Origin of the sequence: Pantoea sp. Ap-870 (assembly GCF_011752515.1) — a bacterium.
GTDB classification, from domain to species: domain Bacteria; phylum Pseudomonadota; class Gammaproteobacteria; order Enterobacterales; family Enterobacteriaceae; genus Pantoea; species Pantoea dispersa.
In genome coordinates this window covers 171,362-193,461 of the sequence record NZ_VWXG01000009.1, presented here as the reverse complement: position 1 = coordinate 193,461, position 22,100 = coordinate 171,362, and the positions used below count along the sequence as shown (strand labels likewise).

Here is a 22,100-nt window from a genome sequence, read left to right as displayed (position 1 = left end):
CGATATGATTGAGTTTTTGCGTTTCCCGGTAAAGCTGACCTTCGCGCTGGTGGCAGCGCTGATGATTGGCTTTCACTTCAATCTGGAAACGCCGCGCTGGGCGGTGATGACCGCCGGCATCGTGGCTGGCGGCACCGCCTTTGCCGCGGGCGGCGATCCCTACTCTGGCGCACTGCGCTACCGTGGCGTTCTGCGTATTATCGGCACCTTTATCGGCTGTATCGCGGCACTCACCATCATGATTGCGACGGTGCGCGCGCCGGTGGTGATGCTGCTGCTGTGCTGCCTGTGGGCCGGCATGTGCGTCTGGCTCTCATCGCTGATTAAAGTCGAAAACTCCTACGCGCTGGGCCTCGCCGGCTACACCGCGCTGATCATCGTGGTGACCGCGGATGCCAGCGGCGGCCTGACGCTGGCGCCGCAGTTCGCCGTGGAGCGCTGCAGCGAAATTGTGCTCGGTATTCTGTGCGCTATTCTCGCCGACATGCTGTTCTCTCCGCGCTCGATCAAGAAAGTGATTGATGCGGAAGTGGATGCGCTGCTGGTGGCGCACTACCGCCTGCTGCAGCTGTGCGTGGCGCACGAGGATAAAGAGGAAGTCGACAAAGCCTGGAGCGCGCTGGTGCGCCGCACGACCGCGCTCAACGGTATGCGCAGCCAGCTGCTGATGGAGTCGTCGCGCTGGAGCAACACCAGCCGCCGGCTGCAAATGCTCAACACGCTATCGCTGACGCTGATTACTCAGGCCGCTGAGACCTTCCTGATTCAGAATTCGCGCCCGGATTACATCCCGCCGCAGTATCGTCTGCTGATTGAAAAAGAGATAACCAGCGTCAGCGACGTGCATAAGCGCATGAAGCTGATGCGCCGCGTTATTGGTGTCAGCAGTAAAAGCGTGCCGTTTACCCTCGCCAGCTGGGTCGGCGCCGCGACCGAATATCTGCTGCTGATCAATGGCGTCAAAAGTAACAGCCGTATCACCACGCTGGAGGAGAGCATTCTGCAGCGTGAGGTGGTGATCCAGGCGCGCTCAGCGGAGACGCATCATGCGATGATCAATGGCGTGCGCACTTTTGTCGCCACCGCGCTCGGTTCGCTGTTCTGGCTGTATACCGGCTGGACTTCCGGCAGCGGCTGCATGGTGATGCTGGCGGTGATTACCGCGCTGGCGATGCGTATGCCGAATCCGCTGATGATGGCGAAAGACTTCTTCTACGGCATGGCCTTTGCGGTGCCGCTGGGCATGCTCTACTTCATCTGGGTATTGCCGGGCACCCAGCAAAGTGCCTTGCTGTTGTGTATCGCGATTGGCGCACTCGGCTTTATCGGCGGCATCTTTGTACAGCGGCGGCAGATTGGTACGCTGGGCGCGCTGATCGGCACCATCAACGTGCTGGTGCTGGATAACCCGATGAAGTTTGAGTTCAACGTGTTTCTCGACAACGCGCTCGGTCAGTGGATTGGCAGCTTTGTGGCGATGATGGTGATTTTGCTGATTCGTGACAAATCCAAAGCCCGCACCGGACGCAAGCTGCTGAATCGCTTTATGTATGCTGCGGTGGCAGCGCTGACCACCAATCAGGCGCGCCGGCGGGAAAACCATTTACCGGCGCTTTATCAGCAGCTGTTCCTGCTGCTTAACCTGTTCCCGGGCGATATCGACAAATACCGGATTGCGCTCACGCTGATTATTGGTCATCAGCGCCTGCGCAACGCAGAGGTACCGGTCAATGCCGACCTGTCGGCGTATCACCGCCAGCTGCGCGCCACCGCCGACCGCATTATTGCGGCCAGCAGCGATGATAAACGGCGCTACTACTTTGAGCGCCTGCTGCAGGAGCTGGACGTTTATCAGCAGAAGCTGCAGCACTATGCCGCCCCGGCCAGTGTGACTGAACCGGTGAAACGGCTGTCGATGATGCTGGATAAGTACCAGAACACCCTCATCCAAATCTGAAACTGGCCGCTGCCTGGCGCAGCGGCTGGCCTGATGCCACGCTGACCCTCATTGCCCGATTATTGCCATCTATACTTTCCTGACAGGATGCTTACTGACAGGAGAATAACGATGTCCACTTCCCTGCAACAACACGAACTGTTCAACACTGGCTACTTCTCTGACGGCCAGTGGCACACCGCCAGCAGCACCTTTGATGTCACCAATCCGGCCACCGGCGAGGTACTGGCGCAGGTGGCGAAAGCCGGTAAGGCTGAAACCGAACAGGCGATTGCCGCCGCGCAGCGCGCCTTTCCGGCGTGGCGCGACAAAACCGCCAAACAGCGCAGCGAAATCCTTTATCGCTGGTACCAGCTGATCATTGAGCACAAAAGCTGGCTGGGCCAGCTGATGACCGCCGAGCAGGGCAAACCGCTAAACGAAGCCGAGGGTGAAGTAGAGTACGCCGCCAGCTTTATTCAATGGTTTGCCGAGCAGGCGAAGCGCGCCAACGGCGAAATTATCCCGCCGGCCAAAGCCGGTTCGCGCATTCTGGCGACGCGCGAGCCGATTGGCGTGGTCGCGGCCATCACGCCGTGGAATTTCCCGATGGCGATGCTGACGCGCAAACTCGGCCCGGCGCTGGCGGCCGGCTGCACCGGCATCATCAAGCCAGCCAATAACACCCCGCTCAGCGCCTTTGCGCTGGTGGCGCTGGCACAAAAAGCGGGCGTGCCGGACGGCGTGCTGAACGCGGTAGCTGGCGATACGCACGCCATCAGCGACGCCATTATGGCTTCCCGCGCGGTGCGTAAAATCTCCTTCACCGGTTCCACCGCAGTGGGAAAAACGCTGATGCGGAACGCGGCAGAAACCATGAAAAAAGTGTCGATGGAGCTGGGCGGCAACGCGCCCTATATCGTGTTTGACGATGCCGATATCGACGCGGCGGTGCAGGGCGCTATTGCCAACAAATTCCGTAACGCCGGCCAGGTGTGCGTCAGCGTTAACCGCTTCTATATCCACAACGCAATATATGACCGCTTTGTGCATCAGCTGGCTGAGGCGGTGGGCAAACTGAAAGTGGGCAACGGCGTGGAGCCGGGCGTGGTGGTCGGGCCGCTGATTGAGGCGTCCGCCGTGGAGAAAGTGGCGGAGCATGTCAAAGATGCGCTGAGCAAAGGCGGGAAACTGCTGGTGGGCGGCGAGCGCCATCCGCTGGGCGGCAACTTCTGGCAGCCGACGGTGATTGCCGATGCGCATGAAGAGATGCAGCTGGCGCAGGAAGAGACCTTCGGTCCGGTGGCCGCCTGCTTCCGCTTTGACGATGAAGCTGAGGTGATCGCGCGCGCCAACAATACCGAATACGGTCTGGCGGCTTACTTCTATACGCAGAATCTGCAGCGCGTGTTCCGCGTTTCGGCGGCGCTGGAAGCCGGCATGATTGGCATCAACGAGTGCGCGGTCTCGACCGAGCTGGCGCCGTTTGGCGGCGTGAAAGAGTCCGGACTGGGACGCGAAGGATCGGTGCTGGGCATGGAAGAGTATCTGGAAGTCAAAGCGCTGCATCTCGGCGGTCTGGCGTAGCGAGAGGATGTCACCATGAGAACCGAGCGTTTCGACTTCAATGAAATCGTCGATCAGGCTCATTTCTACCGTCAGTTTTGCGAACGTTTCGCGCTGGCGGATCGCACCATTCACGATCTGGACGATCTGTGGGAAATGATCATCGGCGAGCAGATCCCGCTGCCGCTGGAAATTGCGTTTATCAATCTGGGGAAAGGGCAGAAACGCCGCTATGGTGCGCTGATATTGCTATTCGATGAGGCAGAAGAGGAGCTGGAAGGCCAGCTCCGCTTTAATGTTCAGTAGCACAACCAAAAAGGGCCCCGGCAGGCGGGGCCAAAGGGTTCGTCAGAATTGACGAGGAATTATTTGTACAGCTCTGCAGTCAGGTGATAGCTGTCACCGGTGCGCGCTTCAATCACTTTATACGCGCTGGCACCCTGCTCATCGGCTTTCTGAGAAAGCTGAGCGCGGTAATCCATAGGTGAGCCGCCTGTTCCGCTAACGGTAATGGTCTGGCCGGTAGATTGCAGATTCTGCGCGGATTCATCCGTTACCAGTTGGGCAGCTGAAGCGCCAAAAGCGAACAGAGAAAGCAGCGTAGCGGTTGCGATGGTTGTTTTGATTTTCATAATTCGTCTCCTCATTAGAATCAACAACCTGCGGCACTAAGAGGGTAAGCGGGTCGTCGATCTTCTCCCGGCGACTGCATAACGCCGGATCGATAGTTAAAGTTTATTTGTACAGTTCAGCCGTCACGTGGAAGGTGTTGTCCTGATTGTTCTCAATGATGCGGTAATGGCTGGCACCCTGAGCATCGGCTTTCTGGGACAGTTCCTGACGGATATTGGTCTGGTCGCCGTCGACGCCGCTCACGCTAATGGTCTGATTCAGCGGCTGCAGATTTTCAGCTTGGGTGTTGGTTACCAGGGTGGCAGCACTGGCGCCAAAAGACAGAACGGAAGCCAGACTCAGTACAGCAATAGATAATTTGGTTTTCATGATTCACTCTCCTGAAATGGGGTGGGCAACCTGAGAGGCAAACGCCTCTCAAACGGGTCGCCGTTCACACTGCATCTTGTTCCGGCAAACTTATTTATAAAGTTCCGCGGTTGCGTGGTAGCTGTTGTCGTTATAAGCCTCAACAACGCGATAGGCTTTAGCACCTTGCGCTTCAGCTTTGGCGTTCAGCTGCTGATGGATATCCATCGGTGAGCCGCCAATGCCGCTGACGCTGATGGTACCGACCGGCTGCAGGTTCGCTGCCTGTTCGGCGTTGATAGAATCTGCGGCGAAAGCACCAAATGACAGGGCAGATAGAACACTCAGGGTGGCGATAGTAGTTTTAACGTTCATGGTATTTTTCCTCGTCTTCTGTTTTTCTCTTTTTGATTTCGTGTGATTTGCATCACGAAAAGAAGTATAGATCTAATCACCCATGAAATTAATATCCCGCTAATAATGATTGGTTGTAATTCTTTATCCTTATGGCACATTTTTATAACGCAAAGTTATTAAAACCGCCTGGATCTTAACCGGGAGGGTGTATTTCCATGCAAAAACAATGATCTGCATCAAATTATCTTTTTGTGCGAAACAATGTGGTTGATCAAGCTGGCTGTGCGCTAAAAGCAAGAGATAACCGCTAAGCACTAATTGTAAAGCAGCGTAAAATAGCGCAAAGGGTTAAGCAGGCGAAAAGGTCGTACCAATAATTTCGCGCATTGAGAACCCGGCGGAATATGGCTAAGCAGTTATTTTGTAAGGTGTTGGCGGTAAAACAGCGGGAGAAGCGCGGGCGGGCAGGCAAGGTTACCGGCAGGTAAACCGCCGGTAACAGACAGGGTTTTATAGTTCCTGTTCGAATAACACCAGCACGGCGTCATACAGCTGCTTCACCGTAAAGGCGCGCGCTGGCGTAATAAAGATGGTGTCGTCACCGGCGATGGTGCCGAGAATGCCTTCGGCTTTGCCGAGGGAGTCGAGCAGGCGGGCGATCAGCTGGGCCGCGCCCGGGCTGGTATGAATCACTACCAGCGCATCGTTATAGTCGATATCCAGCACCAGATTCTTCAGCGGGCTGGTGGTGGTGGGCACGCCCAGTTCGGCTGGCAGGCAGTACACCATCTCCATTTTGGCGTTACGCGTGCGCACCGCACCAAACTTGGTCAGCATACGAGAAACTTTTGACTGGTTGATGTTGCCGAAGCCGTCTTCCTGCAGCGCCTGGACAATTTCGCCCTGAGAGCTGAACTTTTCTTCTTTCAGTAAGGCTTTGAACGCCTTTATCAGATCGTCTTGTTTAGATGGGTTTCGCATAAGCTACCAATAAAAGAGGGTTGCAGCAGGCAACAGGCCCGTCGCAGATAAATTATTATGCATTTAGATGAATTTTTATGCAATAAGCGGATGCGTGAATTCACGGCATGCGCGTGTGGGGCGGGCATGATAACAGAGTTTTATCCTGCACCAAAATCGCGCGCTGGCGCGCAAAGCGAAGGTTGCAAAGTTGTTATATTATTGAAGTGGTAACAACAAAACGATGATCATTGCCGTCCATAGTCTTCTGGCTGCGACTGGATCATTCAGGCGACTTCTGAAGTGGAGATGTCTCGGGAGCCGATTGCGGCGTAATGTTATTGCGCGACAGGTGTGTCGCTATCGCCTGAGAAGTTGATTAAACTCGTAACCTGATGGATTTCCGGCATATCTCTGCCCCACCTTAATAAGGAGTTCAGGATGAAAGTTGCCGTTCTCGGTGCAGCTGGTGGTATTGGCCAGGCACTCGCTCTGCTGCTCAAGACCCAATTACCCGCAGGTTCAGCCCTCTCACTGTATGACATTGCCCCGGTGACGCCAGGCGTCGCGGTTGATCTCAGCCACATTCCTACCGCCGTGAAAGTCGAAGGGTTCAGTGGCGAAGATGCCACGCCGGCTCTGCACGGCGCCGATGTGGTGCTGATCTCGGCCGGTGTGGCACGCAAACCTGGCATGGACCGCGCCGATCTGTTTAACGTCAACGCCGGTATCGTGCGTAACCTGATTGAACAGGTGGCAACCTCTGCGCCAAAAGCGCTGATTGGCGTCATCACTAACCCGGTAAATACCACGGTGGCGATTGCCGCCGAAGTGCTGAAAAAAGCCGGGGTGTACGATAAAAACCGGCTGTTTGGCGTCTCGACGCTGGATGTGATTCGCGCCAACACCTTTGTCGCTGCCCTGAAGGGCAAACAGCCTACGGAGATTGAAGTGCCGGTGGTCGGCGGGCATTCAGGCGTGACAATTCTGCCGCTGCTGTCGCAGGTTAAAGGCGTCAGCTTCAGCGAGCAGGAGATCGCCGACCTGACGAAACGTATTCAGAATGCCGGTACCGAAGTGGTGGAAGCCAAAGCCGGTGGCGGCTCGGCGACGCTGTCAATGGGCCAGGCGGCTGCGCGCTTTGGTCTGTCGCTGATTCGTGCCCTGCAGGGCGAAGCCAATGTCGTAGAGTGCGCCTATGTGGAAGGCGACGGCGAGTACGCGCGCTTCTTCTCGCAGCCGCTGCTGCTGGGCAAAAACGGTATCGCCGAACGCCGTCCGCTCGGGCCGCTCAGTGATTTCGAACAGCAGGCGCTCAACGGCATGCTGGAGACGCTGAAAAAAGATATCGCGCAGGGCGAAGAGTTTGTGAAGTAACCCGCGCGTAAAGAAAAAACGCCCGGCGCATGCCGGGCGTTTTGTTTTACAGGCCACCGGATTTGAAGGTCCGGCTGGCAGCCGAACCGTTGCTGGCCGGCGTTTTGCGCCCCAGCGTTTCCATCCGTACCTGGAACGGCGGGAACGGCATCTCAATGCCATGCTCTTCAAAGCCGCGCAGAATCAGCTGATGCAGCTCATGACGCAGCGGCATACGATGGCCCATCTCCGCCGCGTGCACGCGCAGCTCAAACAGCTGAATGCCCTGCTGCAAGTCCACCAGGAACACATCCGGCGCCGGCATATCCAGTACGTAGGTACAGCGATCGGCCGCCTGCTTCAGGATGGTCGTCACCTCTTCGCTGTTAACGTGGGCCGGTGCCGGAATGGTCAGCACCACGCGCGTCACCGAGTCCGACAGCGACCAGTTGACGAACTGCTCGGTGATAAAGGCCTTGTTCGGCACGATAATCTCTTTGCGGTCCCAGTCGGTAATGGTGGTGGCGCGCGTATTGATGCGGGTGATGCTGCCGGTCAAATCGCGAATGGTCACGGTATCGCCAATACGAATTGGTTTCTCAAACAGGATGATCAGGCCGGAGATAAAGTTGGCAAAGATCTCCTGCATCCCAAAGCCCAGTCCCAGACCCAGCGCCGCTACCAGCCACTGCAGTTTTGACCACTCCACGCCAATAATCGAGAAGCCAATCAGACCGCCGACCAGCATCAGCGCGTATTTGGTCAGGGTGGTAATGGCGTAACCGGTGCCGGGCGACAGGCTGAGGTGTTGCAGCAGCGCCAGCTCCAGCAGCGCCGGCATATTGCGAACCAGCTGGGTGGTAATGATAAAGATCAGGATGGCGATCAGCACGGCACCCAGCGTAATGGGCTGTACGCTCTCGACGCCCTGCACCGTGGTGCTGGCATCCCACAGCGGAATGTTGTCGAGGAAGCTGAACGCGGAGTGGATCTCAGACCACAGCACAATCACCGACACCAGCGCAATCAGCGTCAGAATCGAGCGGACCAGCCGCAGCGACTGCGCGCTGATCGCATCCAGATCGATAATCGGCTCTTCGACTTCCACGGTATCGGTGCTGACGGCAGACTGCTGCTCTTTTTCCTCTTCGCTGCGCGCGCGGTTGGCCAGCATATCGGCACGACGCTGACGCGCGCGGTCAAAGGCGATGCGGCGGCGCTGAATCAGCATCCAGCGGCGAATGATGTGATAAATCACCAGCAGGAAGAACCAGATGCCGACCGAAGTTTCCAGACGCGCCAGCAGCGCCTGCGCGGTGGCCAGATAGCCAATGCAGGAGGCCAGCGCCGCCACCAGCGGAATGGCGATCATCAGGTTCCACAGAATCCGGTTAACGAAGTTGTCGCCGTCGCCCTCTTTATCTAAATAGAGCGGGATACCGGCGCGTTTCAGGCTGACGGTGACAATGCTCAGCGCCCCGCAGATCAGAATAAAGCACAGGCGCCCCAGCGTGGCGGAGAACTGCGGATCGTCGAGATTGGCGAAAGCAATCAGCAGCATAATCAGCGGTACGATCAGGCCGACCGTCAGCGAGTAATAACGCATGGCGCGCGCGACCCGCGCCTGCGGCCAGCGGAAGTGCACGACAAACAGGCCGTCAGGACGGGCAAACGCCGCGCTGATCATGAATGCCCACAGCAGTGGCAGGGTGGCAGTGATGCCATCGCCAATCGCCACGGCAAACGGGTAAGGCCAGGCGTGCTGCAGGCCAAAGCCGAGCGCGGCCCACAGCACCGGCAGCGGCACCGCGACCAGAATCGACCAGAAGACGGTGCGCAGCGTCAGGCTGAAGCGGTCCTGGGTCACTTTCCCCACGCGGCTGGCTGCGCGCGCCATAAAGGCGTTGTAGTGACGACGCGTGCTGATGCTAAAGCCCACCAGCAGAATGGCGCCGATGATCGGCAGCACCGTTTCGCGGTTAGTGAACATCATCGCCAGCGCTTTGCCCAACTGGCCCAGCGTGTCCAGCGACAGCAGGCGCGTCAGATCGGTGGCCACGTCCAGCGGATATTTCAGGCCAACCGGGCTGACGTCGGCGGTCCAGAACAAATAGCGGTGCGTCGCCTCTTTGACTTCACTCAGCGCGTCCTGCAGCTGCGTATTGGAAACCTTCAGCTTGGTGATTTCCAGAATCAGCGTGTCGCAGCCGGAAATCAGTGAGTTCAGCAGTTCACGCTGGGTTTTCAGCTGGGCATCCAGAATGCGCGTCTGTTCACTGGTGAACGGCGTGCCGTCCGCCTGTTTCTCTTTGCGCAGCGCCTGCTGGCGCTCCAGCAGGTCTTCATAATGCAGCCGCTGCACGCGCAGCTGGCCCATTTCACTGTCGATCTGCTGGGATTTCGGCATCTCCGGCAGGCGCGCCACCTGCGCGCGCAGCGCTTCACCCAGCAGATTCGACACGCCCAGCCACTGTGACTGCTCGCGCAGCGTGCTCAGCGCCTGGCGCACCTGCAATGTCTGATTGGTGGCGAGACGCTGCTGCGAGGCCACCAGATCCATACGCTGCGCCTGCTGATTCAGATCGGCGGAGAGCTCGCGGTTAACGCGGAACTGATCGCTGATGGAGGCCGGCAGGTCGCCGCTGTTTTCCGCCAGCTGTTCGGTGCGCTCCAGCGCCAGTTCGGCTTCGCGCTGACGCTGGTTGTTGAGCTGATTGCGCAGCGCCTGCAGATAGTTATCCAGCTGGGTCGCTTTGCGCTGATGCACTTCCGCGCGCATGCGCGCCAGCTCCTGACGGTTATTGGCCGACAGCTGCGCCAGCTCCAGTTCGTCTACCCGCGCTTTACTGGCAGCGCTCTCGGTCTGACGCGCATAAATCTGCGCCTGTGCCAGCGGGGTAGCGGCAGCCGCCACGCCCTGTGCGCGCCGTTCGCTTTCGGTCATGGCGCGCCGCGCATCGGTCTGCTGCTGCGGCAGCTGCGACAGAGAATCGCTGATTTCGCGGGCGCGATCCTGCTCCTGCTGCGCCTGGCGGCTCTCCTCCAGCAGCTGGCTGCTAACCTGCAGGATCTCCTGATCCAGCTCGGCATTGCTCATGTTGCTGCGCACTGGCTTGCTGCTGTCAGTCAGCGTGGCGATTTGCTGACGCAGCTCGCGCGCCAGCCGCGGGAAATCATCGATCACCTGCTGATACTGTTTCGCCCGTTCCAGCGAGTCGTCGCGTTCGGACAGGAAGTTAATTGCTGCTTCCAGCGCCTGCACCTGTTCGGCCTGGCTGGGCGAGCTTTTCGCGGATTTCGCCGTTTCCAGATCCTGTTTCAGCTGGCTGGCGGGTGGAACGGTGGCGGCAAAGACGGTGCTGCTGAGCACCAGGCTCAGCAGCAGAAAAAGAGAGGCGCGCACGGCGGTGTTTCCCGGAATTAGTCGATGAGCGGAGCGCTGTCGCCGGGCTGCGGCAGGGCGATAGCCAGCGGCTGACCCAGGCGGGTTTTGCTTTCGGCTTCAAGGCTTTCAGCCAGCTTAACGCGGTTCGGCGCGAACAGGTTGATCACCGTCGAGCCCAGCTTAAAGCGGCCCATCTCCTGACCTTTCAGCAGCACGACCGCGCCATCATGATCGGCCGATGGGTAGCGCCAGCGTTTGATCACCCCTTCGCGCGGCGGCGTCACGGTGCCGGCCCAGACGGTTTCGATGCTGCCGACGATGGTGGCGCCCACGAGGATCTGCACCATCGGGCCGTGATCGGTATCGAATACGCAGATCACGCGTTCGTTACGGGCAAACAGGTTCGGGATGTTGCGCGCGGTCAGCGGGTTAACCGAGTAGAGATCGCCCGGCACGTAGATCATTTCGCGCAGGATGCCGTTACACGGCATGTGCACGCGGTGGTAGTCGCGCGGCGCAAGGTACGTGGTAACGAACTCACCGTCGACAAATTTTTCCGCCAGATCGTCATTGCCGGCCAGCAGCGCCTGCAGCGAGTAGGTGTGGCCTTTGGCCTGGAAGATCTGATCACCAGCAATACGGCCCAGCTGGCTGATGGCGCCATCCGCTGGCAAGGCCAGCAGCGAAGCGTCCGGATCGATAGGGCGTGCCCCCTCTTTTAACGGGCGTACAAAGAAGTCGTTAAAGGTGCGGTAGCTGCCGGTGTGCGGCTTGCTGGCTTCCGCCATATCCACTTTGTAGAACCAGACAAAAATGTCGATGACCGCTTTGGTCAGCCAGCCAGCGCGGCGGCTGGCGCCCCAACCGGCGAGTTCGGTCAGCGCTTTTTTAGGCAGAATGTGATTCAGGCCGAGTTTAAAACGATCAAACACCGTTGCCTCCTGGCTTAATAACGTTTGGTTTACACAAAAGGGGGCGGATTGTAGCAGCGCCCCGGTCAGTTGGCGAATGTGCCGTTGTACCCGTTAATCTTCGCTGGCGGAAAAGTTTTTACGCGTTTTTACCTGCGCCATGCTCTCCAGAATACGGTGGTAGTTATCGAAGCGTGAAATGTCGATGATCCCGTTCTCCACCGCTTCGCGGATGGCGCAGCCTGGGTCGTTGTCGTGCTTGCAGTCACGGAACTTGCAACCGCCGAGAAATTCACGAAATTCGACAAATCCCTGGGTAATTTGTTCCGGCTCCAGATGCCACAAACCGAACTCGCGCACGCCAGGTGAATCGATGACATCGCCGCCGTGCGGGAAGTGATACAGCCGTGAGGCGGTGGTGGTGTGCTGGCCGAGGCCGGACACATCCGATACATCATTGGTCAGGATCTCATCGCCTGCCAGGTCGAGGCCGAGCAGGTTGTTCAGCAGGCTGGATTTACCCACGCCCGACTGGCCGGCAAAAATGCTGACCCGGCCGGTGAGCGCCGCTTCCAGATCCTTCAGTCCATCTTTGGCGCGGCTCGACACCATCAGTACGCGATAGCCAATGTGGCGATAGATATCCATCTGCTCATCGACAAACGCCCGCGCGTCGTCATCCAGCAGATCGGTTTTATTCAGTACCAGCAGCGGTTCCACGCCGAGCGTTTCGCTGGCCACCAGATAGCGATCGATAATGTTCAGCGACAGCTCCGGCAGGATCGCCGACACAATTATGATCTGATCAATGTTAGCGGCGATCGGTTTCACGCCGTCATAGAAGTCCGGGCGCGTCAGCACCGTCTGGCGCGGGTGCACGGCTTCAACAATTCCTTTGCCACCGTTTTCGCCGGCGGCGCGCCACACCACGCGGTCACCGGTGACCAGCGAGCGAATGGTGCGGCGGATATTACAGCGATGCACCTCGCCGGCGCTGTCTTCCACATCCGCGTGCATGCCAAAGCGGCTGATCACTACGCCCTCAGAGGCTTCACCAAACAGGCTGTCGTCCGGTTCCGGCTTTTCGTTCCGTTGCTGCAGACGACGCTGATGGTTGGCGCTGACGCGACGTTGTTGACCCTTCGACAATTTATTTTTGCTCACGCATCCTCTCACGCTTTCGCCAGGCTTCGCCCCGCTGGGCAAAACGTCTATGATACACCTTAATTCAGGCTAATGACGACTTTGGCAACAGGCGGGAAATGCATGACAGCGGGAAATGAAAACAATCTGATTTGGATCGACCTGGAAATGACCGGACTGGATCCGGAGCGCGATCGCATTATTGAGATCGCCACGATTGTAACGGACGCCAATCTTAATATTCTGGCCGAAGGTCCGGTACTGGCGGTGCATCAGTCCGATGCGCAGCTGGCGCTGATGGATGACTGGAACGTACGCACCCACACCAATAGCGGGCTGGTTGCGCGCGTGAAGGCCAGCCAGCATGACGATCGTGCGGCGGAGCAGGCGACGATTGCGTTTCTGCAGCAGTGGGTTCCGGCCAACACCTCACCGATTTGCGGCAACAGCATTGGCCAGGATCGCCGCTTCCTGTTTAAGTACATGCCGGAGCTGGAAGCCTATTTCCACTACCGCTATCTCGATGTCAGCACGCTGAAAGAGCTGGCGCGCCGCTGGAAGCCAGAGATTCTGCCGGGCTTTAAAAAAGCCAGTACGCATCAGGCGCTGGACGACATTCGCGAGTCCATTGCCGAGCTGGCCTACTACCGCGAGCACTTCCTGCAGCTGTAAATCAACGCGGGTGCGCAGGAAAGCAGCAGTTTGCCGATTAAAACAGCAAACGCGCGCAAAGCGCAAAATTTTGCTTTGCAACGCTTGCGGCGGGAAGGATTTCTCGTATAATGCGCACCCCGTACCGGTGAAGAATTTACAACAGGTACGGTGCAGTAAAAGTAACAAATGTTCTGAATCAGGTAGTTCAGTTGCGCTAAGGCGGTCAACGCCGCAGCAGATTGAAAGACAATGATGCGGGAATAGCTCAGTTGGTAGAGCACGACCTTGCCAAGGTCGGGGTCGCGAGTTCGAGTCTCGTTTCCCGCTCCAGAACGTGCAGTAAAAAGTAATGCATCAGAATTAAGGATTTCAACTGCGTCCAGGCCGTTAAAGCCGCAGCGCAATGAAAGACGACGATTATGCGGGAATAGCTCAGTTGGTAGAGCACGACCTTGCCAAGGTCGGGGTCGCGAGTTCGAGTCTCGTTTCCCGCTCCAGTCTCTGTTGCAGTACGCCATCCAAATCACGGATTTAGTCTTTTTGCGGTTGTTGTGACTTAAGAATGCCGGTACATAATCGAGTATTTGAGTTTGCAACAAGGCGGCAACTGAGCGAATCCCTGGGAGCTTACACGAGTAAGTGACCTGGGTGAGCGAAGGCAGCCAACGCCGTGGCAGACTAAAATACGAAGATTATGCGGGAATAGCTCAGTTGGTAGAGCACGACCTTGCCAAGGTCGGGGTCGCGAGTTCGAGTCTCGTTTCCCGCTCCAGATTTTCATATTCACTAAAGTTATTTGCCCGCGGGCACAATCAGACATACAACTGCTGCAGTCGTTTTACCTGTGCGGTTCCGTTTGTTATCTGGAAATTTTGCACGCCGCGTGAGTGCCCAGGATGTCTGCGTCTGTTGCAGTAATCTTACAGGTTATCCACAATGCGCCCGCAACGTGCTGACGGCGTTTTACCCTATCTGCAAAACCGTTTTGAACAGAGTTATCCACAAGCTCTGGACAAGCCCCTGCGCGCAAAACCCGACGTAAATGTTTACAGTAATTATCTAACTCTATGTTTTTTATTGGGTAAATGATATTTCAGACTGTGAATGCCCCTTTTAGACGAAATAACGATCCACGTCACTATTCGGGGAAATAATTTTATTCACAGCATGTGGAAAAGCATAATATCCTGCGCGATTGCTCAATCATGCATCACGCGGTAACCCTTTCTCGACGGCGCGCACCAGCCGCTGCTGCTGTGCCGATTGCACCTCTACCGCCTGCGCCGCGCGCTTTTGCCGCTGCTGCGCGATCGCCCAGTCAATGTGCTCATCCAGCAGCGGATGTCCACCGCGCCGCTGTTCTAATGCCGTGAGATTCTCGGGTGCCCAGGGCGCATTACCCAGCGCCACCGCTACGTTACGCAGCCAGCGCAGATGGCCGATGCGGCGAATGGCGGAGCCTTCCGTGACGCGCAGAAAACGGGCTTCATCCCAGCCGAATAGTTCGACCAGCTGCGGCGCGTGCAGCACCGCGCGCGGCGAAAAATCCTCTTCATCGGTCAGCTGACCATAGCGGTTCCACGGGCAGATCAGCTGGCAGTCGTCACAGCCGTAAATGCGGTTGCCGATCAGCGGACGCAGCGCTTCGGGAATGGCGCCTTCCAGTTCAATGGTGAGATAGGAGATGCAGCGGCGCGCATCGACGACATAAGGTTCGACGATGGCGCCGGTCGGGCAGATGGTCATGCAGGCGACGCAGCGGCCGCACTGCTCTTGCTGCGGCTCATCCACCGGCAGCGGGAGATCAATCAGCAGTTCGCCGAGGAAAAACCACGAGCCGGCTTCGCGATTCAGCACCAGCGAATGTTTGCCGGTCCAGCCGAGTCCGGCTTTGACGGCAATCGGCCGCTCCAGAATCGGCGCGGAGTCGACAAACGGACGAAAATTGAGTTCGCCGCAGTGGGCCTGGATTTTTTCTCCGAGCTTTTTCAGTCGATTGCGCAATACTTTGTGGTAATCGCGGCCCAGCGCGTAGCGGCTGACATAACCCAGCTGTGGGTTTTTTAACGTGCTGGCAAACGCGGCTTTGGCCGGAAGATAGTTCATGCGCACGCTGATCACGCGCAGCGTGCCGGGCAGCAGTTCATGCGGACGGGCGCGCATCATGCCGTGACGCGCCATCCAGTCCATCTCGCCGTGATACTGTTTCTCCAGCCACTGCTGCAGTTTCGGCTCTTCGGCGCTCAGGTCGGTATCGCAAATACCCACCTGCTGAAAACCGAGTTCGCGCCCCCACTGTTTAATCTGTTGAGCGAGCTGTTGAAGATCGAGAGGGTATGACATGAGAGACCAGGCAATTGAAGCAAACGCACGCAGTTTACCACACTCTGTCTGGCCTGCGCAGGCCATGCCGCAACTGGAGTGCGACGCCGCCGATAGCCTGGGCCTGACGCTGTATGAACTGATGCAGCGCGCCGGGCAGGCCAGTTATGAACGGATTCGCCAGCAGTGGCCGCAGGCGCAGCACTGGCTGATTTTATGCGGCCACGGTAATAACGGCGGCGATGGCTATGTGGTGGCGCGGCTGGCGTTGGCCGCCGGGCTAAGCGTGACGCTGCTGGCCTGTGACAGCGAACGTCCGCTGCCGGAAGAAGCACAGCAGGCGCGCGACGGCTGGCTGGCGGCGGGCGGCGTGATTCATGCCGCCGACGCTGCCTGGCCGGAACACATCGACGTGATTGTTGATGCGCTGCTGGGCACCGGGCTGAATCGCGCGCCTGCCGCGCCTTATCAGTCGCTGATCGAACAGATCAATGCGCACGCCGCGCCGGTGTTTGCCGTCGATATTCCTTCCGGGCTGGTGGCCGCGACCGGCACCACGCCAGGGGCGGCGGTCGTGGCGGACTGCACGTTAAGTATGATTGCGCTGAAGCCCGGTCAGCTCACCGGCAAAGCGCGTGACCACGTCGGCGTGCTGCATTGCGCGACGCTTGGCCTGGACGCGTTTCTGGCTGGCGAGCCGGCGCCGATTCATCGCTACGCTGCAGCAGATTTACCGCGCTGGCTGAAGCCGCGCAAAGCCACCTCGCATAAGGGCGATCACGGCCGTTTGCTGGTGGTCGGCGGCGACAGCGGCACGGCCGGCGCGATCCGCATGACCGGCGAAGCGGCGCTGCGCAGCGGTGCCGGGCTTGTGCGGGTGTTAACGCATGAAGATAATATTGGTCCGATTCTCAGCGCACGGCCGGAGCTGATGGTGGATGCCCTGAGCGACGCGCGGCTGGACGACGCGCTGGCGTGGGCGGATGTCATCGCCATCGGCCCCGGTCTTGGCCAGCGTGAATGGGCTCAGAAGGCACTGAAAAAGGTGGCACTGAGTGAAAAGCCGATGCTTTGGGATGCTGATGCGCTTAACCTGCTGGCAATCAATGCAGATAACCGTCAGAATCGCATCATTACGCCGCATCCCGGCGAGGCCGCACGCCTGCTCGGGGTGAAAACCGCAGAGATTGAGAGTGACCGCTTACACGCCGCGCAAACCCTGGCAAACCGCTATGGCGGCGTGGTGGTGCTGAAAGGTGCCGGTACGGTAATTGCCAGCGCGACGGGCGACATGGCGATTGCGGATGTCGGCAATGCAGGCATGGCGTCCGGCGGTATGGGCGATGTGCTGAGCGGTATTATCGCCGCCCTGCTGGGCCAGCAGGCCACGCTGTTTGACGCCGCCTGTGCGGGCTGTGTCGCGCACGGTGCCGCGGCGGATGCGGTAGCGCGACAGCGCGGGACGCGCGGCATGTTAGCCACTGATTTGTTCGCACTGCTGTGGCAGTTTGTTAATCCAGAGATGATCCAATAATAAAGCATGAAGACCTGTGTTATTCCTTTGCCCGATGAGGCGGCAACCCTGAATCTGGGTGCGCAACTGGCCCGCGTTTGCAGCAGCGCGGTGGTGATCTATCTGTATGGCGATCTGGGTGCCGGTAAAACCACCTTCAGCCGCGGCTTTTTGCAGGCGCTTGGCCATCAGGGCAACGTCAAAAGTCCAACCTATACGCTGGTTGAGCCCTATCAGCTGGGCGACCGCAGCCTGTACCATTTCGATCTCTATCGCCTCGCCGACCCGGAAGAGCTGGAGTTTATGGGCATCCGTGACTACTTCAGCGGCGACGCGCTGTGCCTGGTTGAGTGGCCGCAGCAGGGCGCAGGTGTGCTGCCAGAGCCAGATCTGGCACTGACGCTAAGCTACGTCGCCAGCGCGCGCGCAGCGGAAATCAGCGCGCATTCGCCGCTCGGCGACACGCTGCTGCAGCAGTTTCAGCAGGGCAGGGAACCGGCATGATGTCACGCGTTACCGGGATGATGCTCGCCCTGCTGTGTCTGTTCTCCTCGTCGGCGCTGGCCGCGACACTATCGGATATCAAAGTCGATAACGGCGACAGCCAGGCGACGGTGACCCTGAGCTTCAACGGCCAGCCGGTGTATGGCTTCTTTCCGCTACACAACCCGAACCGGGTGGTGCTGGATATTCGCCAGAGCGGCAATATACAGGGGCTGCCGCTCAACTTTAGCGGCGAAAACATCGTTAAACGGATTCGTAATAGCCAGCCGAAGGATAAGCAGAGCATCCGGCTGGTGTTTGAGCTGACCCAGGCGGCGAAAACGCGCGCCAGTACGCAGCGCGACGGCAATCAGTACCGCGTGGTCTTCACCATCAGCGGCACTCAGCCGGCCAGACGCAGCACCGCGGCGGCACCGGTGACGCGTGCGCGCCAGAGCGACAGCGCTACGACCAGCCAGGGCAATCCGTTCAACGCCAATCCGGTGACGGCGGTGACCAGCAGCAACACCACGGTGCGTCCGGGCGGTGCTGTCAGCCGTAATGATGCGGTGATCGTGGCGATTGATGCCGGTCACGGCGGTCAGGATCCTGGCGCGTCGGGCCAGCACGGCTTACATGAAAAGAATGTCACCATCGCCATCGCGCGGAAGCTCAAGGCGCTGATGGATCAGGACCCGATGTTTAAACCGGTGCTGACGCGTAACGGCGACTACTTTATTTCGGTGATGGGCCGTTCCGAGGTGGCGCGTAAAGAGAACGCTAACCTGCTGGTATCGATTCACGCCGACGCCGCACCGAATCACTCTGCCACCGGGGCTTCGGTTTGGGTGCTGTCCAACCGTCGCGCCAACAGCGAAATGGCTAACTGGCTGGAGCAGAAAGAGAAACAGTCTGAGCTGCTGGGCGGCGCGGGCGATCTGCTGGCGAACAGCCAGGCCGATCCCTACCTGAGCCAGGCGGTGCTGGATCTGCAGTTTGGCCATTCACAGCGCGTCGGCTATGACGTGGCGGTTAAAGTGCTGCAGCAGCTGCGCGGCGTGACGCCGTTGCACAAACGTCTGCCGGAACATGCCAGCCTCGGCGTGCTGCGTTCGCCGGACATCCCTTCTTTACTGGTTGAAACCGGCTTTATCAGTAACGCCGGGGAGGAGCGGCTGCTAGGCAGCAGCGCGTATCAGGAAAAGATTGCCCAGTCGATTTACAAAGGACTGCGTAACTATTTCCTCGCGCATCCGCTGCAATCGGTCCCAAAGGAGGAAAACCGGCCGCTGGATCGCGCACCAGCGGTTAGCGTTGCCAGCAACCCGGCGACCGGCACCGTGCAGTACACCGGTGCTACCCAGCGCCATACCGTGACGCGCGGCGAGACGCTGTCTGGTATTGCCGCGCGATACGGTGTCAGCATGGCGACGCTGCGCGAGCTGAATAACCTGAAGCGCGATGTGGTGTGGGTCGGCCAGCGGCTGAAAGTGCCGGCCGGTTCCGGCGCCAGCAGCGCGGCCAGCCGTCCGGCGCGGCACAAAGTGGTGCGCGGTGATTCGCTGACGGCGATTGCCGCGAAGTACGGCGTCAGCCCGAAAGCCATCATGCAGGCGAATAACATGAAGTCGAGCAACGTGATGCTGGGGCAAAATTTAAAGATTCCACAATCCTGATGAGGGGCTGCGCGCAGCCCATACCTGATAAGGATCACCACCATGCCAATACAGATTTTACCGCCTCAGCTGGCGAACCAGATTGCCGCTGGCGAAGTGGTTGAGCGCCCGGCCTCGGTCGTAAAAGAGCTGGTGGAAAACAGCCTTGATGCCGGAGCGACGCGCATTGAGGTCGATATTGAGAAGGGCGGTGCAAAGCTAATCCGCATCCGCGACAACGGCTGCGGCATTGCCCGAGATGAACTGGCGATGGCGCTGGCCCGCCACGCCACCAGCAAGATCGCCTCGCTGGATGATCTGGAGGCGATTGTCAGCCTCGGCTTTCGCGGCGAAGCGCTGGCGAGTATCAGCTCGGTGTCGCGCCTGACGCTAACGTCGCGCACCGCCGATCAGCAGGAAGCCTGGCAGGCCTATGCCGAAGGGCGCGATATGGCGGTGACGGTCAAACCCGCCGCCCACCCGGTGGGAACCTCGCTGGAAGTGCTCGATCTGTTCTACAACACGCCTGCCCGCCGAAAATTCATGCGCACCGAAAAGACCGAGTTCACCCATATTGATGAGGTGATTCGCCGCATTGCGCTGGCGCGTTTCGACGTCGCCATTTCGCTGACGCACAACGGCAAGCTGATGCGCCAGTATCGCGGCGTGACGCAGGAGGCGCAGCGCGAGCGGCGTCTGGGCGCCATCTGCGGGACACCTTTCATGCAGCACGCGCTACGCATTGACTGGCAGCACGACGATCTGGCGCTGCGCGGCTGGGTGGCCGATCCGGCGGGGTCGCGTCAGGTTACCGACCTGCAGTACTGCTACGTTAACGGTCGCATGATGCGCGACAAGCTGATTAATCACGCCATCCGCCAGGCCTATCAAACCCAGCTCGGTGAAGATCAGCAGCCAGCCTACGTGCTGTATCTGGAGATTGACCCGCACCAGGTGGATGTCAACGTGCATCCCGCGAAGCATGAGGTGCGTTTTCATCAGTCGCGTCTGGTGCATGACTTTATCTGGCAGGGCGTGATGAGCGTGCTGCAGGCCAGTCGCAGCGCCGAATTGCCGCTGGCCCATGCCGAAGAGCCGCCGCCGCAGTGGCAGCCAGAGAACCGCCAGGCCGCCGGGGCGAATCACTTTGCCCAGCCGGCAACCGGCGCGCGCAGCGGTGGCAGCGCGGCATCCGGCGGCACGGGCGGCCAGTGGCAGCCGAAAGAGCCGGGCTATCGCGCGCGTGAAGGGGCGGTTTATCAGCAGCTGATAAAAACACCGGCGGCGGAGACGCCACGCGTACCGGCCGCTGAACCCGCGCCCGCGCCACGCCCGGCACCCGCGCGTGAAGCGCCGCTGGCCGCCCATACGCAAAGTTTTGGCCGGGTGCTCAGCGTGGTACGCGAGCGCTATGCGCTGCTGGAGCGCGGGGAGACGTTGCAGCTGCTGTCATTAAGCGTGGCGGCGCGCTGGCTCAAACAGGCCCAGCTGCAACCCGGCGATGAGGGGCTCAAACCGCAGCCGCTGCTGATCCCGGTACGGCTGAAAATCGCTCACGAAGAGTTAAGCGTGATTGATGCCCAGGCGGCGCTGTTAAGCCAGATGGGCATTGATTTACAACGGGAAGGACAGCATGTGACGCTGCGCGCTGTCCCTTTACCGTTACGAACACAAAATTTACAAATCTTGATTCCAGACCTGTTAGGCTATCTCGCCCGGCAGCAAGAGGTTTCTGCTTCCGCACTGGCCCAGTGGCTGGCGCGACGCGACGATGCGGCAGAACCTCACTGGAATCACTCGCAGGCGATCACGCTGCTGGCAGAGCTCGAACGGCTCTGTCCGCATCTGCTGAAATCGCCGCCTTCAGGTCTGTTACAGACCCTTGAGATTGAGAGCGCGCTAAACGCGTTGAAGCATGAGTGAACTGAACCAGGCTAGCCGGCCAAAGGCAATTTTTTTGATGGGGCCGACCGCCTCCGGTAAGACGGCATTAGCCATTGCGCTGCGTCAGCAACTTCCGGTGGAACTTATTAGCGTTGACTCTGCCTTAATCTATCGCGGGATGGATATTGGCACGGCGAAACCGTCGGCACAGGAGTTGGCGCAGGCACCCCATCGCTTGCTGGACATTCGCGACCCGGCGGAGAGCTATTCCGCTGCTGAGTTTCGTCGCGATGCGCTGGCAGAAATGGCGGAGATTACCCAAAAAGGTAAGATTCCGCTGCTTGTTGGTGGAACCATGCTTTACTTCAAAGCGTTGCTGGAAGGATTGTCGCCGCTGCCCTCGGCCGATCCGGAAGTGCGTCAGCGAATAGAGCAAATGGCGGCGGAAAAAGGCTGGGAAGCCCTGCACCGCCAGCTGTGTGAAATCGATCCGGTCGCCGGTAGTCGTATTCATCCGAATGATCCGCAGAGACTTTCGCGAGCACTGGAAGTTTTTTTTATTTCGGGTAAAACTTTAACGGAACTGACAAAAACGGCCGGTGAAGCGTTACCCTACGATGTGTACCAGTTTGCTATCGCTCCGGCGAGCCGCGAACTGTTACACCAGCGCATCGCGTTGCGTTACGACCAGATGTTAGCGTCAGGTTTTGAAGCGGAGGCTCGGGCACTGTTTGCACGAGGTGATTTGCATACGGACATGCCTTCCATTCGCTGTGTTGGTTACCGTCAGATGTGGTCTTATCTGTCTGGCGAAATCGATTACGACGAAATGGTTTATCGGGGAATTTGCGCCACCCGGCAGCTCGCTAAACGCCAGATGACCTGGTTACGTGGCTGGCCCGACGTCCACTGGTTAGACAGTGACGCGCCAGAATTAGCGCGTAATGCGGTGCTTCAGGTTGTTAGTGCGTAGCAGGGATGATTGTGTACAATT

18 protein-coding genes and 3 tRNA genes are annotated in these 22,100 nt (G+C 58.8%); 13 read left to right on the top strand and 8 right to left on the bottom strand.

Annotated features, from left to right (window positions below; translation table 11 throughout):
• Positions 1-4: 4 nt before the first annotated feature.
• The 3 genes from aaeB (at position 5) to F3J41_RS19735 (ending at position 3,808) form a co-directional block, all read left to right on the top strand.
• Complete coding sequence (gene aaeB / locus F3J41_RS19745) at positions 5-1,957, top strand: p-hydroxybenzoic acid efflux pump subunit AaeB (RefSeq protein WP_150059491.1); 1,953 nt, start codon at positions 5-7, stop codon at positions 1,955-1,957.
• A gap of 111 nt (positions 1,958-2,068) precedes the next feature.
• On the top strand, positions 2,069-3,523 hold the full coding sequence (locus F3J41_RS19740; protein ID WP_166712176.1) for an NAD-dependent succinate-semialdehyde dehydrogenase: 1,455 nt from the start codon (positions 2,069-2,071) through the stop codon (positions 3,521-3,523).
• A 15-nt stretch (positions 3,524-3,538) separates the two neighbouring features.
• Positions 3,539-3,808, top strand: a complete 270-nt coding sequence (locus F3J41_RS19735; RefSeq protein ID WP_021508141.1) for a hypothetical protein — start codon at positions 3,539-3,541, stop codon at positions 3,806-3,808.
• A 59-nt stretch (positions 3,809-3,867) separates the two neighbouring features.
• Here the strand turns inward: F3J41_RS19735 and yhcN (F3J41_RS19730) are convergent, their stop codons facing one another.
• The 4 genes from yhcN (F3J41_RS19730) to argR all read right to left on the bottom strand — a co-directional run bounded on the left by yhcN (F3J41_RS19730) (position 3,868) and on the right by argR (position 5,821).
• Positions 3,868-4,134: a peroxide/acid stress response protein YhcN gene (gene yhcN / locus F3J41_RS19730; RefSeq protein ID WP_021508140.1), complete on the bottom strand. Its 267-nt coding sequence runs from the start codon at positions 4,132-4,134 to the stop codon at positions 3,868-3,870.
• A 103-nt stretch (positions 4,135-4,237) separates the two neighbouring features.
• A complete protein-coding gene (locus F3J41_RS19725) occupies positions 4,238-4,504 on the bottom strand; it encodes a YdgH/BhsA/McbA-like domain containing protein (protein ID WP_021508139.1) in 267 nt (88 codons plus the stop codon).
• A gap of 90 nt (positions 4,505-4,594) precedes the next feature.
• Positions 4,595-4,858, bottom strand: a complete 264-nt coding sequence (yhcN, locus tag F3J41_RS19720; RefSeq protein WP_021508138.1) for a peroxide/acid stress response protein YhcN — start codon at positions 4,856-4,858, stop codon at positions 4,595-4,597.
• A 492-nt stretch (positions 4,859-5,350) separates the two neighbouring features.
• Complete coding sequence (gene argR, locus F3J41_RS19715; protein WP_021508137.1) at positions 5,351-5,821, bottom strand: transcriptional regulator ArgR; 471 nt, start codon at positions 5,819-5,821, stop codon at positions 5,351-5,353.
• Positions 5,822-6,241: 420 nt separating this feature from the next.
• Between argR and mdh the strand changes: the two genes are divergently transcribed.
• A complete protein-coding gene (gene mdh, locus F3J41_RS19710; RefSeq protein WP_132464060.1) occupies positions 6,242-7,177 on the top strand; it encodes a malate dehydrogenase in 936 nt (311 codons plus the stop codon).
• A gap of 46 nt (positions 7,178-7,223) precedes the next feature.
• Here the strand turns inward: mdh and mscM are convergent, their stop codons facing one another.
• From mscM to rsgA, 3 genes are all read right to left on the bottom strand, one after another.
• Positions 7,224-10,559 carry a miniconductance mechanosensitive channel MscM gene (gene mscM / locus F3J41_RS19705; RefSeq protein WP_127834644.1) on the bottom strand — a complete coding sequence of 1,112 codons (3,336 nt, stop codon included), beginning with the start codon at positions 10,557-10,559 and terminating at the stop codon, positions 7,224-7,226.
• 17 nt (positions 10,560-10,576) lie between these two features.
• Entirely contained in the window at positions 10,577-11,473 is an 897-nt protein-coding gene (gene asd, locus F3J41_RS19700) for an archaetidylserine decarboxylase (protein WP_021508134.1), read from the bottom strand.
• Between the two features lie 93 nt (positions 11,474-11,566).
• The gene (gene rsgA, locus F3J41_RS19695) at positions 11,567-12,616 is read right to left on the bottom strand and encodes a small ribosomal subunit biogenesis GTPase RsgA (RefSeq protein WP_031279822.1); all 1,050 of its coding nucleotides are present in this window, start codon (positions 12,614-12,616) and stop codon (positions 11,567-11,569) included.
• Positions 12,617-12,718: 102 nt separating this feature from the next.
• Here rsgA and orn point away from each other — a divergent pair, with 102 nt between their 5' ends.
• The 4 genes from orn to F3J41_RS19675 all read left to right on the top strand — a co-directional run bounded on the left by orn (position 12,719) and on the right by F3J41_RS19675 (position 14,021).
• Positions 12,719-13,267 carry an oligoribonuclease gene (orn, locus tag F3J41_RS19690; RefSeq protein ID WP_166712174.1) on the top strand — a complete coding sequence of 183 codons (549 nt, stop codon included), beginning with the start codon at positions 12,719-12,721 and terminating at the stop codon, positions 13,265-13,267.
• Positions 13,268-13,503: 236 nt separating this feature from the next.
• Positions 13,504-13,579, top strand: a tRNA-Gly gene (locus F3J41_RS19685).
• A gap of 91 nt (positions 13,580-13,670) precedes the next feature.
• Positions 13,671-13,746, top strand: a tRNA-Gly gene (locus F3J41_RS19680).
• Positions 13,747-13,945: 199 nt separating this feature from the next.
• Positions 13,946-14,021: transfer RNA gene (locus tag F3J41_RS19675), tRNA-Gly, on the top strand.
• Between the two features lie 431 nt (positions 14,022-14,452).
• On the opposite strand, the gene queG is transcribed toward F3J41_RS19675, so the two are convergent.
• Positions 14,453-15,592 (bottom strand): tRNA epoxyqueuosine(34) reductase QueG, encoded by a 1,140-nt coding sequence (gene queG / locus F3J41_RS19670; protein ID WP_166712172.1) that lies wholly within the window; start codon positions 15,590-15,592, stop codon positions 14,453-14,455.
• Here queG and nnr point away from each other — a divergent pair.
• Genes nnr through miaA form a run of 5 tightly spaced genes read left to right on the top strand, consistent with a single transcriptional unit; the run spans position 15,591 to position 22,079 of the window.
• Positions 15,591-17,105: a bifunctional ADP-dependent NAD(P)H-hydrate dehydratase/NAD(P)H-hydrate epimerase gene (nnr, locus tag F3J41_RS19665; RefSeq protein WP_166712170.1), complete on the top strand. Its 1,515-nt coding sequence runs from the start codon at positions 15,591-15,593 to the stop codon at positions 17,103-17,105. The genes queG and nnr overlap by 2 nt on opposite strands.
• A gap of 6 nt (positions 17,106-17,111) precedes the next feature.
• Positions 17,112-17,588, top strand: coding sequence for a tRNA (adenosine(37)-N6)-threonylcarbamoyltransferase complex ATPase subunit type 1 TsaE (gene tsaE / locus F3J41_RS19660; protein WP_059012451.1), 477 nt, complete (start codon positions 17,112-17,114; stop codon positions 17,586-17,588).
• A complete protein-coding gene (gene amiB / locus F3J41_RS19655) occupies positions 17,585-19,243 on the top strand; it encodes an N-acetylmuramoyl-L-alanine amidase AmiB (protein ID WP_166712167.1) in 1,659 nt (552 codons plus the stop codon). The genes tsaE and amiB overlap by 4 nt, the downstream gene beginning before the upstream one ends.
• 42 nt (positions 19,244-19,285) lie before the next feature.
• Positions 19,286-21,145, top strand: coding sequence for a DNA mismatch repair endonuclease MutL (gene mutL, locus F3J41_RS19650; RefSeq protein WP_166712165.1), 1,860 nt, complete (start codon positions 19,286-19,288; stop codon positions 21,143-21,145).
• Positions 21,138-22,079, top strand: a complete 942-nt coding sequence (gene miaA, locus F3J41_RS19645) for a tRNA (adenosine(37)-N6)-dimethylallyltransferase MiaA (protein WP_031280158.1) — start codon at positions 21,138-21,140, stop codon at positions 22,077-22,079. Before mutL ends, miaA begins: the two co-directional genes overlap by 8 nt.
• The last annotated feature ends 21 nt before the right edge of the window (positions 22,080-22,100 follow it).

Bases quoted from the DNA above. Each gene is read 5' to 3' on its own strand.
- aaeB (WP_150059491.1), top strand. From the start codon at position 5: ATGATTGAGTTTTTGCGTTTCCCGGTAAAGCTGACCTTCGCGCTGGTG.
- F3J41_RS19740 (WP_166712176.1), top strand. From the start codon at position 2,069: ATGTCCACTTCCCTGCAACAACACGAACTGTTCAACACTGGCTACTTC.
- F3J41_RS19735 (WP_021508141.1), top strand. From the start codon at position 3,539: ATGAGAACCGAGCGTTTCGACTTCAATGAAATCGTCGATCAGGCTCAT.
- yhcN (WP_021508140.1), bottom strand. From the start codon at position 4,134: ATGAAAATCAAAACAACCATCGCAACCGCTACGCTGCTTTCTCTGTTC.
- F3J41_RS19725 (WP_021508139.1), bottom strand. From the start codon at position 4,504: ATGAAAACCAAATTATCTATTGCTGTACTGAGTCTGGCTTCCGTTCTG.
- yhcN (WP_021508138.1), bottom strand. From the start codon at position 4,858: ATGAACGTTAAAACTACTATCGCCACCCTGAGTGTTCTATCTGCCCTG.
- argR (WP_021508137.1), bottom strand. From the start codon at position 5,821: ATGCGAAACCCATCTAAACAAGACGATCTGATAAAGGCGTTCAAAGCC.
- mdh (WP_132464060.1), top strand. From the start codon at position 6,242: ATGAAAGTTGCCGTTCTCGGTGCAGCTGGTGGTATTGGCCAGGCACTC.
- orn (WP_166712174.1), top strand. From the start codon at position 12,719: ATGACAGCGGGAAATGAAAACAATCTGATTTGGATCGACCTGGAAATG.
- nnr (WP_166712170.1), top strand. From the start codon at position 15,591: ATGAGAGACCAGGCAATTGAAGCAAACGCACGCAGTTTACCACACTCT.
- queG (WP_166712172.1), bottom strand. From the start codon at position 15,592: ATGTCATACCCTCTCGATCTTCAACAGCTCGCTCAACAGATTAAACAG.
- tsaE (WP_059012451.1), top strand. From the start codon at position 17,112: ATGAAGACCTGTGTTATTCCTTTGCCCGATGAGGCGGCAACCCTGAAT.
- amiB (WP_166712167.1), top strand. From the start codon at position 17,585: ATGATGTCACGCGTTACCGGGATGATGCTCGCCCTGCTGTGTCTGTTC.
- mutL (WP_166712165.1), top strand. From the start codon at position 19,286: ATGCCAATACAGATTTTACCGCCTCAGCTGGCGAACCAGATTGCCGCT.
- miaA (WP_031280158.1), top strand. From the start codon at position 21,138: ATGAGTGAACTGAACCAGGCTAGCCGGCCAAAGGCAATTTTTTTGATG.